The following is a 13,967-nucleotide window of genomic DNA, read 5'->3' as shown; positions in this document are numbered from 1 at the left end:
GCTCCGAATGGACGGGTCTGCAGCCCCGCCCCTCGGTCATCAGTCGCGCAGGTTGCGCTCGGCGTAGACCGCCATCGCGTCACGGATGTACTCCGCGGTGCCCGCGCCGTGCTTCTCGTCGTACTGCCCGTAGCGCGGGTCGTCGACGTACAGCTGCCCGAGACCGGCGAAGTAGCCCTTCGACACGGCCCGCACGGCCGGCCGGAGCCACTCGTACAGCCGCTGCGTGATCGCCTGGGCCTCGTCGCCGTCGGCGGGCAGGCTCTTGGCGTGCGCCTCGCCGAAGGCCGCCGCGATGTCCTTCTGTTCCTGCTGGTGCGCCTTCTTGTCCTCGGCGCTCAGCGACTTCCACCATCGGTCGCCCTGCTTGTAGGCGTCGGCGCCCCAGCGTTCGGTGACCTCCTTCTCGTACTTCGTGTGGTCGAAGCCGTCGAACACTTCCGTTGCCATCAGTTGTTCACCTCTTTCTGTCTTCTTCAAGGTCGTCCTGACCGATTCGATCTGCCGTCCGAGCCGCTGTCGCTCCTGCTCCAGCCACTTCAGGTGCGTGCGTAGCGCCGCTGTCGTGTCCTGCTCCCCTTCGAGCACTTCGCCGATCGCGGGCAGGCTCAGCCCGAGTTCACGAAGCAGCAGGATCCGTTGCAGCCGCACCAGCGCGTCCTGGTCGTAGTAGCGGTATCCGTTGTTCCCCACCCGGCTCGGTTCGAGCAGTCCGATGTCGCCGTAGTGGCGCAGCGTGCGGCTCGTGGTCCCGGCCGAGCGGGCGATGTCCTGGATCGACCACTCCTTCTCGTTCGGCATGTCCACGAAGGTAGAGGTTGACGTCGCGTCAAAGTCAATCGAAGTTCACCCGGCCGTGGCATGGTTCACGAATGAAGACATTCGCGCTGGTCATGGCCGCTGCGCTGACCTTGACGACGGCCGGGGTCGCTGACGCGCACCCGCGTCGCGCCTTCGACATCCAGGCCCACCGCGGCGGGCTCGGCCTCACGGTCGAGAGCACGCTCGCGTCGTTCGGCAAGGCGATGGAGCTGGGGGTGACCACGCTCGAACTCGACCTCCAGATCACCAAGGACGGTCGCGAGGTGATCACCCACGACCGCAAGACGACACCCGCGAAGTGCCGCGACACCGCGCCCGCGACGCCTGGCGACCCGGCGTACCCGTATGTCGGGAAATACGTGAAGGACCTGACGTTCGCGCAGGTCCGCACGCTGGACTGCGGGTCCATCCGCCAGCCGGCGCATCCCGGCCAGACGCTCTCCCCCGGCGCCAAGATGCCGACGCTCGCCGAGCTGTTCCAGCTGGCCAGGGACCACCGGGCCTGGGGAATCAAGTTCAACATCGAGACGAAGGTCGAGGCCGCCGCGCCGCACGAGACGGCGCCGCGTGAGCAGTTCGTCCAGCGGGCGGTGCGTGAGATCGTGCGTGGAGGGTTCGCGCACAACGTCTCGATCCAGAGCTTCGACTGGGGCGCGCTGATGCGGTTTCGCGAGGTGGCGCCGTGGCTTCCGACGGTCGCGCTGACCCAGCCCGAGTTCCTGCAGGTGGGGCAGCCCGGCAAGTCGCCGTGGCTCGGCGGGCTCGACATCGACGACTTCGGCGGCAGCCCCGTCCGCGCGGTGAAGTCGTTCGGCGCGAAGGCGCTCTCACCGGTGCACGGCAACCCGCAGGGCGGCAAGGTCGGCGACCCCGACTACCGGCCGTTCACGACGAAGGCGCTGGTCATCGAGGCGCATCGGGCGGGGATCAAGGTCGTGCCCTGGACGATCGACGACCCGGCCACCATGCACAAACTGATCGATGACGGGGTCGACGGCATCATCACCGACTATCCCGACCGCCTGCGGGAGGTCGCGGCCGACCGCGGCTTCAAGCTGCCGAGGGCGTATCGGGACCGCTAGGGAAATCTAGAACCGTCTAGTGCCAGAGAAATATTCCCGGATACTCCGTTAGCGCGGTTCGGCGATGTGGCGGGCGGGAAGACTGGGGATAGGTTTGTTTCCCGGGTCCGGATCAGAAAGGTTACGACCGTGATTCTCCGTCGCGTCGCACGTCCGCTCCTCGCCGCGATCTTCATCTCCGGTGGGATCGGCGCGCTGAGGGACACCCAGGGGCACGCCAAGGCAGCGGAGCCGTTCCTCACCGAGTCCTTCGACAGGCTGGAAGGCGTGGTGCCGGAGTCGGTGCCGCGCGACCCCGCCACCCTCGTCCGGATCGACGCCGCGGTGAAGGTCGGCGCCGGGGTCGCGCTCGCCGCGGGCAAGGCGCCGCGCCTGGCCTCGCTGCTGCTGCTCGGCAGCCTCGTCCCGACGACGCTCGCCGCGCACCGGTTCTGGGAGATCAAGGAACCGGCCGAGCGTCAGCAGCAGCAGATCCAGTTCATCAAGAACGCCGGTCTCGCCGGTGGCCTGTTGCTGGCCGCCGCCGACACCGCCGGCAAGCCGTCGCTCGGCTGGCGTGCGCGCCGCGCCGCGTCGAAGACGGAGAAGCGCGCCGAGAAGCTGGCGAAGAAGGCCGAGAAGGCGATCACGAAGTAGAACTCCGCAATTAGTCACCTACTTGCGCCGGGAAGAGGCCGCAAGTAGGTGACTGATTGCGTGGGGTCATGAGGTGAAGGCGGCGATGTCCTCTTCCTCGACGACGGTCCGCACCTCGACCTCGATCTCGTCGAACAACGCGGCGTAGGACTCGGCGAAAGCGACGGCCTCGGCCAGGTCCTTGGCGTTGATCAGCGCGAACCCGCCGATGACCTCCTTGGCCTCGGTGAACGGGCCGTCGGTCGCGGTGATCTTGCCGCCGCGCCCCTTGCGGACCTTCGCACCCTTCTCCGACGGGTGCACGCCCTCCGCCGTGATCAAGATGCCCTTCTCGAACGAGTCCTGGATGAAGGCGCCCATCTGCTCGATGAACTCCTTGCTCGGGTTCCAGGCTTCCGGGGCGCTCTCGTCGAGCCGGTGCATCATCAGAAACCGCATCGCTGCTCCTCAGTGTCTTGGCGGGGCTGTTTCTACCCCGCCTTCACCGACGCGTCGAGCGGCTCGACGGCGGTTCGACATTTCGTTCAGAAAGAATGTTTCAGCGACACGAAAGTTTTCTAGCGGCTCGCGACCTTCTTGTACTGGGCCGTCGCGAGCGGCGCGAAGATCGCGATGATGGCGACGCAGCACAGGATCGCGTACAGCGAAGCGTTCTCGGCCGGCCAGCCCGTCGGTGCCGCGCCGAAGCGGTTCCCGAACAGGTCACGGGCCGAGTTGATCACCGCGGTGAACGGGTTCCAGTCGGCGATCGCCTTCAGCACCCCCGGCAGCTTGTCCGCCGGGACGAACGCCGTCGAGATGAAGCTCAGCGGGAACATCCACATCAGCCCGGCGCTCTGCGCGACCTCGACACTGCGCGCGACGAGCCCGATCCACGCGCCGACCCAGGACAGCGCCCAGGCGAACATCAGCATCACGAGGTAGCCGAGCACGGCGTCGAGGAAGCTGCCGCGGATCCGCCAGCCGACGAGCAGCCCGCACAGCGACATGACGACCAGCGCGACCACGCTGATCACCAGATCCGACGTCGTCCGGCCGAAGATCACCGCGAGGCGGGAGATCGGCAGCGAACGGAACCGGTCGATGATGCCCTTCTGCAGGTCGTTCGCGAACCCGATCACGGTGAACGCCGAGTTGAACGCGACGGTCTGCGCGAAGATGCCCGCGATCAGGAACTCCCGGTACGCGAGACCGCCTGCCTCACCGCCGATCGCGTCGCCGAAGACGTACGCGAACAACAGCACGAACATGATCGGCTGCAGGGTCGCCGCCATCAGCCAGTCCGGGTTGCGCTGGACGTTCTTCAGGTTCCGCCAGGTGATCACGCCACCGTCGGAAAAGGCCTTCGCGACCGCGCTCACTTCTTGTCCCCCTCGTCCGTCGCGTGCCCCGTCAGCGAAAGGAACACGTCGTCGAGCGTCGGCCGGTGCAGCGCGACGTCCTGAATGGCGACTCCCTGCGCGTCCAGCCGCCGCAGCGCCTCGATCAACGCCTTCGGCCCGCCCTCGACCAGGACGTCGACCCTGCGGGTGTGCTCGTCGACCGACGGTGTCCCCGAGCCGACATCGGCCAGCACCTGCGTGGTGACGGCGAGGTCGTTCGCGCTCGCCACGACCAGCTCCAGCCGCTCACCGCCGATCTCCTGTTTGAGCTCGTCGGCCGTGCCGCGCGCGATGACCTTCCCCTTGTCGATCACCACGATCGAGTCGGCGAGCTGATCGGCCTCCTCCAGGTACTGCGTGGTCAGCAGGACCGTGGTGCCGTCGGCGACCAGTTCCTTGATGACCTCCCAGGTCTCGATCCGGCCGCGCGGGTCGAGCCCGGTGGTCGGTTCGTCGAGGATCACCACGGTCGGCTCGGCGACCAGCGCCCCCGCGAGGTCGAGCCGTCGCCGCATACCGCCGGAGTACGTCTTGGCGGGGCGATCCGCCGCGTCCTCCAGCCGGAACCGGGCGAGCAGTTCACGTGCCCGAGTTTTCGCCGCGGCCTTCTTGCTCCCGTACAGCCTGCCGACCATGTACAGGTTCTCGAACCCCGTGAGGTTCTCGTCCACGGCGGCGTACTGCCCGGACAACCCGATCGACCGCCGGACGGCGTCGGGCTGGGCCAGCACGTCGTGCCCGGCCACCTCCGCCTCACCCGAATCCGGGCGGAGCAGGGTGGTCAGGATGCGGACCGTCGTCGTTTTGCCGGCACCGTTCGGCCCCAGCAGGCCCAGCACCTTGCCCTTCGGGATCGACAGGTCGACCCCGTCGAGCGCCCGTGTGGACCCATAGGTCTTGACCAGCGCTTTCGCCTGAACTGCGAACATGCGGTCAACCTAGACCCCGGCACCGACAAAGGCACCGGGGTTTTTCCCCCGATCCGCTGCGGGCGAACGTTACTTTTCGAGGATCGCGGTGACGCCCTGGCCGCCCGCCGCGCAGATCGAGATGAGTCCGCGGCCGGATCCCTTCTCGCCCAACAGCTTCGCGAGCGTGGCGACGATACGGCCGCCGGTCGCGGCGAACGGGTGCCCGGCCGCCAGCGACGAGCCGTTGACGTTCAGCTTCGCCCGATCGATGGCGCCGAGGGGCTCGTCGAGGCCGAGCTTCTCCTTGGCGAAGGCCGGGTCCTCCCACGCCTTGAGGGTGGCGAGCACCTGCGACGCGAAGGCCTCGTGGATCTCGTAGAAGTCGAAGTCCTGCAAGGTGAGCCCGGCGCGGTCGAGCATCCTCGGGACGGCGTACGCGGGCGCCATGAGCAAGCCTTCATCGCCGTGGACGTAGTCGACGGCCGCGGTCTGCGAGAACGTCAGGTACGCCAGCACCGGCAGCTTCCGCGCCTTCGCCCACTGCTCGGTCGCGAGCAGGACGGTCGACGCGCCGTCGGACAGCGGCGTCGAGTTGCCCGCGGTCATCGTGCCGTCAGGACCACCGAAGGCGGGCTTCAGCTTCGCGAGCTTCTCTACGCTGGAGTCCGGCCGCAGGTTCTGGTCGCGGGCCAGCTTCAGGTACGGCGTCACCAGGTCGTCGAAGAAACCCTTGTCGTACGCGGCGCCGAGGCGCTGGTGGCTGGTCGCGGCGAGTTCGTCCTGCGCCTCGCGCGTGATCTCCCAGACCTTCGCGGTCAGCGCCGCGTGCTCGCCCATGGACAGGCCGGTGCGCGGCTCGGAGTTGCGCGGGATCTCGGGGACGATGTGGCCGGGGCGCAGCTTCGCGGCGAGCTTCAGCCGGTCGGGGAGCGTCTTGGCGGCGTTGAGCTGCACGAGGATCTGGCGCAGGTCGTCGTTGACCGCCAGCGGCGCGTCGGACGTGGTGTCGACGCCGCCCGCGATGGCCGAGTCGATCTGACCGAGCGCGATCTTGTTGGCGACGTTGATGATCGCCTGGAGACCGGTGCCGCACGCCATCTGCACGTCGGAGGCCGGGGTGGCGGGGTTCAGCCTGCTGCCGAGGACGCTTTCGCGGGCGAGGTTGAAGTCGCGGGCGTGCTTGAGCACGGCGCCGGCGGCGACCTCGCCGATCACCTCGTCCTGGAGGGAGAATCGGCTGACCAGGCCGTCGAGGGCGGCCGTGAACATGTCCTGGTTCGACGCTTGCGCGTACGGGCCGTTCGAGCGGGCGAAGGGGATCCGGTTGCCGCCGATGATCGCGACCTTGCGCACGGGTGCCGTCCTTTTCGTGGCCATTTTTTCCACTCCTCCGTAGGCTCTCTCACACTGTAACCTACTAGCGAGTAGGTTAGAATGCGACGTGACGCAAACTGCACGGGAGGAACGCGATGGCTGACAGGTACCAGCAGTTCACGAAATCCCCGGTGGGGAAGTTCGTGGTGCCGAAGCTCGGCCTGCCGAATCCCGCGACGCTCCGCCGGTACAAGCCCGGTCAGCCCCCTCTCGAGGGTCCCGCACTTCTCGGTGCCGCGCCGGGCGGTCGCCTCGAAAAGGTGATCGAGGCGCAGCTGCACCGCGCGGGCATCGAGGTCATCTCCGCGGCCGCCGACAAGCACGCCGCGCTCGTCTTCGACGCGACAGGTGTGAAGGACCCGAAGCAGCTTCGCGAGGTCTACTCCTTCTTTCACCCGGTGATCCGGAGCGTCGGGCAGTCGGGCCGCGTCGTCGTCCTCGGAACGCCGCCGGAGCTGGCCGAAGGACACGAGAGGATCGCGCAGCGCGCCCTCGAAGGCTTCGTGCGCTCCGTCGGTAAGGAACTGAAGCGGGGCGCGACCGCCCAGCTCGTGTACGTCGCCGAAGGTGCCGAAGAGGCCACTGAGTCCACGCTCCGGTTCCTGCTGTCGTCGAAGTCCGCCTTCGTCGACGCCCAGGTCATCCGCGTCGGCACCGAGACCAAGACCGCCTCCGCCCCGGCCGACTGGACGAAGCCCCTCGAAGGCAAGGTCGCCCTGGTCACCGGCGCTTCCCGCGGTATCGGCGCCGCCATCGCCGAGGTGCTGGGCCGCGACGGCGCCCACGTCGTCGCGCTCGACATCCCCGCGCAGGGCGCGGACCTGTCCAAGGTGGCCAACAAGGTCGGCGGCTCGTCGCTGCAGCTGGACATCACCGCCGCCGACGCGCCGGAGAAGCTCGCCGAGTACCTGACCACGCGCCACGGCGGCGTCGACATCGTCGTGCACAACGCGGGCATCACGCGCGACAAGACGCTCGGCAACATGACCGAAGGCGGCTGGGACTCGGTCATCGCGGTCAACCTCGCATCGCAGCTCGCGGTGAACGAAAAGCTCGTGGCCGACAAGGTGCTGCACGAGAACGGCCGGATCATCGGCGTCTCCTCGATCGCCGGGATCGCGGGCAACGTCGGCCAGACCAACTACGCCACCAGCAAGGCGGGCGTCATCGGCATGGTGAACGACGGCGCGCCGAAGCTCGCCGAATACGGCGGCACGATCAACGCCGTCGCGCCCGGTTTCATCGAGACCAAGATGACCGCCGCCGTTCCGCTGTTCATCCGCGAGGCAGGGCGGCGGCTCTCCAGCCTCGGCCAGGGCGGGCTCCCGGTCGACGTCGCCGAGACGATCGCCTGGTACGCGAACCCGGCTTCGGCCGCGGTCAACGGCAACGTGGTCCGCGTCTGCGGCCAGGCACTGCTGGGGGCGTGATCATGGCGGTCAAGGAACTCCGTGAATCGCCGAGCCTGTCTTCGCTGTACCCCAAGGCGTTGCTCGGCTCGCTGCGCAAGAGCGGCGGGAACACGCTGCCGGGCACCGAGTTCGTCCGCGAGGGCGTCGTCGTCGACCCGGCGCATCTCGCCGCGTACAACCAGGTGTGCGGATTCCGGCTGGACGACGTCCTCCCGGCGACGTATCCGCACATCCTCGCGTTCCCGTTGCAGATGGCGCTGATGACCGAGGCCGACTTCCCGTTCCCGCTGCTGGGCATGGTGCACGTCGCGAACCGGATCACCCAGCACCGGCAGCTGCGGCTCGACGAGACGTTCACCCTGCGCGTACGCGCCGAGGACCTGCGCCCGCACGAGAAGGGCAAGCAGTTCGACGTGATCAGCGAGCTGCTCGTCAGCGACAGTCCGGTGTGGACGGACGTCAGCACGTACCTGCGACGCGGTGGCGGCAGCGGCGAGAAGACCTCGCGCGGGCAGCTCTCCCAGCCGTCGCCCACCGCGATCTGGCAGGTGCCCGGCGACATCGGCCGCCGCTACGCCGAGGTCTCCGGCGACCGTAACCCGATCCACCTGCACTCGATCACCGCGAAGGCGTTCGGCTTCCCGTCCGCGATCGCGCACGGCATGTGGACGAAGGCGCACGCGCTCGCGGCGTTCGAAGGCAGGCTTCCGGAGGCGTTCACCGTCGATGTGAAGTTCAAGCAGCCGGTGTTGTTGCCGGCGAAGGCGGCGTTCACGACGTGGAGTGAAGGCGAGGGCTGGGCGTTCGAGCTCTGGAACGCACGCAAGCCGAAGCCGCACCTGGAGGGCTCAGTCGTCGCTCTCTGACGGCTTCCAGATCTCGCCCTCGACGAGGTCGTTGAACCCGAGCCACACCAGGTTCATCAGCCACGAGGCGAGTACGCCGTCGGAGACATCGGGGTGGTCGAGGGCCCAGTCGGCCAGCGACTCGGCCGCCCCGACCAGTGCGGCGGACAGTCCGGCGCCGGAGAACTCGGCCTGCTCGCCGAGCCCCTTGCGGGTGCCCGCGGAGACGACGAGCGCGGCGACCAGCTCGATCGCGCGGGTGCGCATGTCGGTGATCTCCGCGGCGAAGGTGCCGCCGACGGTCATGGCCTGGCGATGCAGCACCGTCCAGGACTCGCGGTAGTCGGCGACGAACCGGTAGAACGCGCGGAGCCCGTGCCAAAGCTGCATGTCGGGCGGCAGATCGGGTTTGATCCCGTCCTGCACCGCCTCCAGCAGGCGGGTGGCTTCGCGGCGGATGCACGCGCCGAAGAGGTCTTCCTTCGAGCCGAGATAGGTGTAGATCATCGGCTTGGACACGCCGGCGACCTCGGAGATCTCGTCCATCGACGCGGAGTGATAGCCGTAGCGCGAGAACACCGAGACCGCCGCGTCCAGGATCTGGCGTTCCCGCACCGCTCTCGGCAGCCTTTTGGCGCGTTCGGCGGGACGCGATACTTCCTCGGACACTCAGGACCTCCCCTTAGTTCGCGTAAGACGCTACCGGGCTGCCACCGGCAAGGGTGATTTCGGCACGCTTGCCCGCCTACCTACTGGCGGGTAGCCTTACGCTCGGGTAGGCGAGCTGGAGGGCAGATGACCGAGACCGTGGGGCTGACCGGCCGCGCGCTGGTCGACGCGCTGGAACGGATCGAGCCGGATTCGGCCGAAGCACACTCTCTCGACGTCAACGAGGTCGCGGGCGCCATCGACCCGAAGGACCTCGGCAAGGACGACGTCCGGCGGCTGCTGGCCGCACTCGGGCGGCTCGCCGAGTCCGCGCCCGCGTTCGACCTCCGCAAGGTCGACCCGGCCCGCTTCGCGAACCTCGTCGCGCGCGCCTCGCGTACGCAACTCGAGAGCGTCGTCGCCGAACGGCCGCTCCGGGACCGGGTGCTGCGCGAGATCTTCGACCGCATGGGCGCGCACATCCGGCAGGACCGCGCGAAGACCCTGCACGCCGTCGTCCACTGGCGGCTGTCCGGTGGCACCGGCGACGGCGGGTACGACCGCTACGAGACGGTGATCTCGCACGGCGAGTGCACCGTGAGCAGGCCCGAGGTACGTCTTCCCGCCGAGGGCCCATCGGCGCCCATGAGGGAGAAGCCGAGGGTGACGATCACGATCGCGCCCGTCGATTTCTTCCGGCTCATCACCCATCAGGCGACGCCGGCTGTGCTATTCGTCACCGGAAAGATCAAAGTAAAAGGTGACCTGGCATTCGCGGCCGGTCTGATCGGTTTCTTCGACCTGCCGAAGCCGTCCTGAACCCGGCCGAGCAGATACACTTCCGTGCCGTGCCCCGAAATTCTCCGATCCGGCGCTGGCGGGACAAGGTACGCCTTTCCCGTCCGTTGCGGCTGCACAAGACGCGCACCGGTGGCGAGCACGTCGTCAACGCTTTCGCGGAGAAGCTCGAGCTCGCCAAACTGAGCCCCGAGCAGTTCACCCAGGTCCTGGAAACCCTGCACATGCTGGGCGAAACCGGTGCGGGCATCGAGCTGAGCTCGCTGGAGACCGAGGTGCTCGTCGACGTCGTGCAACGGGCGTCCCGCGAACAACTCAAGGCGATCGCCGATCATCCGGAACTGCGTGCGGCGTTCCTCGACGAGATTTTCCGCAGAATGTCGGATCATTTCGCACCGGAACGCGCACGGCATGTCGACTTCGTCGTCGCATGGCGTTTTACCGACGGTCACGGCGAAGACGGTTTCGATCGCTTTCAAACGGTCATCGAAGACGGCGTCTGCGTTTCCAGCACCGATCTCGCGCGCACTCCGGACACCACCATCACGCTCTCCGTGGACGACTTCATCCGGATGGCCACCGGCAACGCGGCCGTGGCGGCGATGTTCGTGACCGGCAAGGTGAAGGTGAAGGGCGAGTACGCGCCGGCGGTGCGGTTCAGCGGGTATTTCGACATTCCGAAGCCGAGCGGCTCGTGAGTGGCGATTCGGGTCAGAACCCGAATCGCCACTCGGGTGGGACGGGATCGCAGGTCCGTGAAGGACTCCTTCCCTACTCTGAGGGTAGGGAAGGGGCCCTTCACTGCATGCCGGGCTGAGCTCAGCCCGAGCCGAGGCTGCACGCAAGAAGCGCCGCAGGAGATACCTGAGCGGAGGCTAGCCGAAACCCGGATCGACCCCCTCGTGCCTGATCAGGGCCGAAGGCGTCCTTCGTCGCATCAGACCCGGCGAGGGGAGCCTTCGCCCCACCACCAGCCTCAACACTCGCGAGGGCTCGCCCCTCGGCACCTGCCTCGATGAGAGTTCGCTGATGGGTGCGGCGAAGCCGAGCGGCACTCAGCCCTCGACGATGCGGCCCTCGATCACCGGCGGCTGCTTCTTGGCGGCCTCGGTGGGCGGGGTGTCCGCGACGACCTCGCTGTCCACCACCATCACCGGCCCGCGCGTGCGGTTGGCGAACTTGACCGCCCGGCGCGCCATCCGCTTCTGCCAGACCTTGCGCGCGACACTCCGTGTCGGCGGCAGGATGAACAGCAGGCCGATGACGTCGCTGACGAAACCGGGCAGCAGGATCAGCAGACCGCCGAGCCCGATCAGCATCCCGTCGGTGAGTTCCTTCTCCGCGTCGGCCGGTCGCCCGAGCCGCGCGGACTCGGCGAACGCGCGGAAGGCGCGGCCGCCTTCGCGGCGGGCGAGCCAGGAGCCGACGAACGCACCGGCGAAGAGCAGCGCGATCGTGCCGAGCACGCCAACGGCCGAGCCCACCGCCCACACGGCGGCGATCTCGGCGACGACATAGAGCAGGAACGCGACAGCCATACTTGGACAACGTACGGCTTGCCCGTTTTGCTCCCAACCCCCGATACGGTGACCGAGGTCAACCGATCCGGCGCAGGAACTCCGCTGCCTCACGCGGCCTGGTCAGCACGATCCGCCGCGCGTGCGCGCCCTGGTCCGCAAGCCGCCGCACCGTCCGTTCCCGGTGGTCCTTCGGCCAGCGCCAGACGTAGGAGTAGAACTCCCGGTCGAAGCGCTCGGGGCAGCCGGGCGCCTGGTTGTCCTGCCCGTGCTCGCGCAGACACCGCACCAGCACCCGCCGGAGGCAGATGCGGCGCGGGAAGTCGAGGAACACGATCGCGTCGGCCCGCGGCAGCCGCAGATGCATCGACGCCCCGTAGTTCCCGTCGATCACCCAGGCGTCCGACGAGACGATCTCCTGCTGCGCGGCGTGGAAATCCTCCTCGGGCGCCCGGGTCCACCCCGGCCGCCAGAAGAGCCGATCGAGATGGGTGACCGGCAGGCCGAGAGCGGCGCCCAGCCGACGCGAGAACGTCGACTTCCCGGCGCCGCTGCAGCCGACGACCATGATCCGCCGCATCGTCAGGCCTCGTCGAGATAGGCGGCGGCCTGCAACGTGAACAGCTCCGCGTAGCCCGCCTTCGCCGCCATCAGCTCGTCGTGTGTTCCGTATTCGGCGACCTTTCCGTTCTCCAGCAACAGAATCCGCTCCGCCTGCCGGACCGTGGAGAACCGGTGCGAGATGTACAGCGTCGTGCGCCCCTCCGAAAGCTCCCGCAGCCGCGAGAAGAGGTCGTGCTCGGCCTGGGCGTCCAGCGCGGACGTCGGTTCGTCGAGGATCAGGATCGGCGCTTCCCGCAGGAACGCCCTGGCCAGCGCGATCTTCTGCCATTCGCCGCCGGAGAGGCTGACACCCTGGTCGAACCAACGGCCGAGTGGAGTGTCGTAGCCGCTGGGCAGGCGCTCGATCCGCTCGTCGGCGCCGGCCCGTTTCGCCGACGTCTCGATCTGTTCGCGGTCGACTAGGTGTGTCAGGTCGCCGAGCCCGATGTTCTCGGCCGCGGTGCCCTGGTAGGTCACGTAATCCTGGAACATCGCGCTGATCCGCCGCCGCAGTTCCACCGGGTCGTATTCGCGGATGTCGACGTCGTCGAGCAGGATCCGCCCGCCCGTCGGGTCGTACAGCCGGCACAGCAGTTTGAACAGCGTCGACTTCCCGGCTCCGTTGCGGCCGACGACGGCGACCGTCTCGCCCGGCCGGATCTCGAAGCTCACACCGTCGAGGGCTGGGTCGGGTGCTCCGGGATAGGTGAAGGACACTTCCTCGAAGCGGATGTGTCCCTCCACAGTGGACGGAAGGGGTCGCGGCTCCGGCGGCGCGACGATCTCCGGTTTCGTCCCGAGGAAGCGATACAGCGTGTCGAGGTAGAGATTGTTCTCGTACATCCCGGAAAACGCGGTGAACAGGCCCTGGACGGACGTCTGCACCGACGCCGCCGCGGCCGTGTACAGCGCGAGATCGCCCAGGGTGAGCCTGCCGCCGACGGCCTCCAGTGCGATGTACAACGCGATCGCGGATCCGGCGGCGGTGCTGAGCAACCCCCACGACGTCGAGCTGACGCTGCGTTTGCGGGTCAGTGTCCGTTGACGGTCGTAGGAGACCTGGCCGAGCCGCTGGAACCGGTCGGCGAAGTACGGGCCGAGCCCGAAGAGCTTGGTCTCCTTGGCGTAGGTGTCCGTGGTGACCAAAGAGGACAGATAGTCCATGCGTCGTTTCAGCGGGGACATCATCAACGTCAGCCAGAACGCGCGGGCGCCGTACTTCGACTGCGAGATGAACGCGGGGATCGGCGCCACCAGCGCGACGAGCGCCAGCAGCGGGCTGATCGAGACGAGCAGCACGATCATGCTGCTGAAGGTGATCAACGTCCGGATCAGGCCGAGCGCCGAGTTCATCATCGACAGCGGCCGCGTCGGCGCCTCCTGCGCGGCTTGGCGCAGCATGTCGTAGGACGCGGAACCCTCGAAGTACGCAAGCTGCAGTTCGCTCGCGTGGCTCATCACCTGGTGGCGGATGGTCAGCGTCATCCGTTCCTGCAGCAGTGTCTGGCCGTAGGTGGTCAGGGCCTGCGAAACCGCGGTGAGCACGAGGACGCCGAACTGGAAGAGGGCGACGCCGACGATCGCGCTCTTCGTCCCGTGTCCCTGGATCGCCGCGACCACCGAATCGATCAGCAGCTTCGCGATGTACGCGGTCGCCGTCGGGAGGAGACCGGAAAGCAGGGTCACCAGGGTGATCACGATGGTCAGCGCCGGGCTCGCCTGCCAGGTCAGCTTCGCGACCTTCGGCAGGCCGCGGACCGTGCCCGCGATGTTGATCCACATGCGGTTGAGCCGGGACTTCAGGTCTTTCGGGAGTACTTCGGGCTCGGGCTCCGGGATGTCGACCGGGCCGGTCAGACCGCTGTCGGGCACCGTCGACGGCGGGCGACGACGTCTGCCGCCGCGCGCCATGAACAGTTCCAGGCCGCCTCCCCCAC

The 13,967-nt window shown here is 68.0% G+C and carries 15 protein-coding genes; 6 read left to right on the top strand and 9 right to left on the bottom strand.

Annotated features, from left to right (window positions below; translation table 11 throughout):
* Nucleotides 1–39: 39 nt before the first annotated feature.
* A complete protein-coding gene (locus tag DL991_RS00885; protein ID WP_199753779.1) occupies nucleotides 40–801 on the bottom strand; it encodes a MerR family transcriptional regulator in 762 nt (253 codons plus the stop codon).
* 71 nt (nucleotides 802–872) lie between these two features.
* Between DL991_RS00885 and DL991_RS00880 the strand changes: the two genes are divergently transcribed.
* Both DL991_RS00880 and DL991_RS00875 read left to right on the top strand, forming a co-directional pair.
* On the top strand, nucleotides 873–1,904 hold the full coding sequence (locus tag DL991_RS00880) for a glycerophosphodiester phosphodiesterase family protein (RefSeq protein ID WP_125779930.1): 1,032 nt from the start codon (nucleotides 873–875) through the stop codon (nucleotides 1,902–1,904).
* A 129-nt stretch (nucleotides 1,905–2,033) separates the two neighbouring features.
* On the top strand, nucleotides 2,034–2,540 hold the full coding sequence (locus DL991_RS00875) for a DoxX family membrane protein (protein ID WP_125779928.1): 507 nt from the start codon (nucleotides 2,034–2,036) through the stop codon (nucleotides 2,538–2,540).
* 66 nt (nucleotides 2,541–2,606) lie between these two features.
* Here DL991_RS00875 and DL991_RS00870 read toward each other — a convergent pair whose 3' ends face one another.
* The 4 genes from DL991_RS00870 to DL991_RS00855 form a co-directional block, all read right to left on the bottom strand.
* Nucleotides 2,607–2,978 carry a YciI family protein gene (locus DL991_RS00870; RefSeq protein WP_125779926.1) on the bottom strand — a complete coding sequence of 124 codons (372 nt, stop codon included), beginning with the start codon at nucleotides 2,976–2,978 and terminating at the stop codon, nucleotides 2,607–2,609.
* A 119-nt stretch (nucleotides 2,979–3,097) separates the two neighbouring features.
* The gene (locus DL991_RS00865; protein WP_125779924.1) at nucleotides 3,098–3,901 is read right to left on the bottom strand and encodes an ABC transporter permease; all 804 of its coding nucleotides are present in this window, start codon (nucleotides 3,899–3,901) and stop codon (nucleotides 3,098–3,100) included.
* Nucleotides 3,898–4,851, bottom strand: coding sequence for an ATP-binding cassette domain-containing protein (locus tag DL991_RS00860; protein WP_125779922.1), 954 nt, complete (start codon nucleotides 4,849–4,851; stop codon nucleotides 3,898–3,900). Before DL991_RS00860 ends, DL991_RS00865 begins: the two co-directional genes overlap by 4 nt.
* A gap of 69 nt (nucleotides 4,852–4,920) precedes the next feature.
* Nucleotides 4,921–6,210 (bottom strand): acetyl-CoA C-acetyltransferase, encoded by a 1,290-nt coding sequence (locus DL991_RS00855; RefSeq protein WP_125779920.1) that lies wholly within the window; start codon nucleotides 6,208–6,210, stop codon nucleotides 4,921–4,923.
* A gap of 92 nt (nucleotides 6,211–6,302) precedes the next feature.
* Here DL991_RS00855 and DL991_RS00850 point away from each other — a divergent pair, with 92 nt between their 5' ends.
* Complete coding sequence (locus DL991_RS00850; protein WP_125779918.1) at nucleotides 6,303–7,637, top strand: 3-oxoacyl-ACP reductase; 1,335 nt, start codon at nucleotides 6,303–6,305, stop codon at nucleotides 7,635–7,637.
* Between the two features lie 2 nt (nucleotides 7,638–7,639).
* Nucleotides 7,640–8,485: a MaoC/PaaZ C-terminal domain-containing protein gene (locus DL991_RS00845; protein WP_125779916.1), complete on the top strand. Its 846-nt coding sequence runs from the start codon at nucleotides 7,640–7,642 to the stop codon at nucleotides 8,483–8,485.
* Here the strand turns inward: DL991_RS00845 and DL991_RS00840 are convergent.
* Nucleotides 8,468–9,133: a TetR/AcrR family transcriptional regulator gene (locus DL991_RS00840; protein WP_125779914.1), complete on the bottom strand. Its 666-nt coding sequence runs from the start codon at nucleotides 9,131–9,133 to the stop codon at nucleotides 8,468–8,470. The two genes, DL991_RS00845 and DL991_RS00840, sit on opposite strands and share 18 nt — an antisense overlap.
* 126 nt (nucleotides 9,134–9,259) lie before the next feature.
* Here DL991_RS00840 and DL991_RS00835 point away from each other — a divergent pair, with 126 nt between their 5' ends.
* Complete coding sequence (locus DL991_RS00835; protein ID WP_125779912.1) at nucleotides 9,260–9,931, top strand: SCP2 sterol-binding domain-containing protein; 672 nt, start codon at nucleotides 9,260–9,262, stop codon at nucleotides 9,929–9,931.
* Nucleotides 9,932–10,017: 86 nt separating this feature from the next.
* On the top strand, nucleotides 10,018–10,608 hold the full coding sequence (locus DL991_RS00830) for an SCP2 sterol-binding domain-containing protein (protein WP_125780076.1): 591 nt from the start codon (nucleotides 10,018–10,020) through the stop codon (nucleotides 10,606–10,608).
* A 357-nt stretch (nucleotides 10,609–10,965) separates the two neighbouring features.
* On the opposite strand, the gene DL991_RS00825 is transcribed toward DL991_RS00830, so the two are convergent.
* The 3 genes from DL991_RS00825 to DL991_RS00815 are packed head-to-tail and all read right to left on the bottom strand — an operon-like array spanning nucleotide 10,966 to nucleotide 13,953.
* On the bottom strand, nucleotides 10,966–11,448 hold the full coding sequence (locus tag DL991_RS00825) for an FxsA family protein (RefSeq protein ID WP_125779909.1): 483 nt from the start codon (nucleotides 11,446–11,448) through the stop codon (nucleotides 10,966–10,968).
* A 58-nt stretch (nucleotides 11,449–11,506) separates the two neighbouring features.
* A complete protein-coding gene (locus DL991_RS00820; RefSeq protein WP_125779907.1) occupies nucleotides 11,507–12,007 on the bottom strand; it encodes a DNA topology modulation protein FlaR in 501 nt (166 codons plus the stop codon).
* Nucleotides 12,008–12,009: 2 nt separating this feature from the next.
* A complete protein-coding gene (locus DL991_RS00815; protein ID WP_125780074.1) occupies nucleotides 12,010–13,953 on the bottom strand; it encodes an ABC transporter ATP-binding protein in 1,944 nt (647 codons plus the stop codon).
* Nucleotides 13,954–13,967 lie beyond the last annotated feature (14 nt).

The organism is Amycolatopsis sp. WAC 01375 (assembly GCF_003947325.1).
Taxonomy (GTDB): Bacteria; Actinomycetota; Actinomycetes; order Mycobacteriales; family Pseudonocardiaceae; genus Amycolatopsis.
The sequence above is the reverse complement of the archived record's forward strand: the minus strand, read 5'-3'. Positions and strand labels throughout refer to the sequence as shown.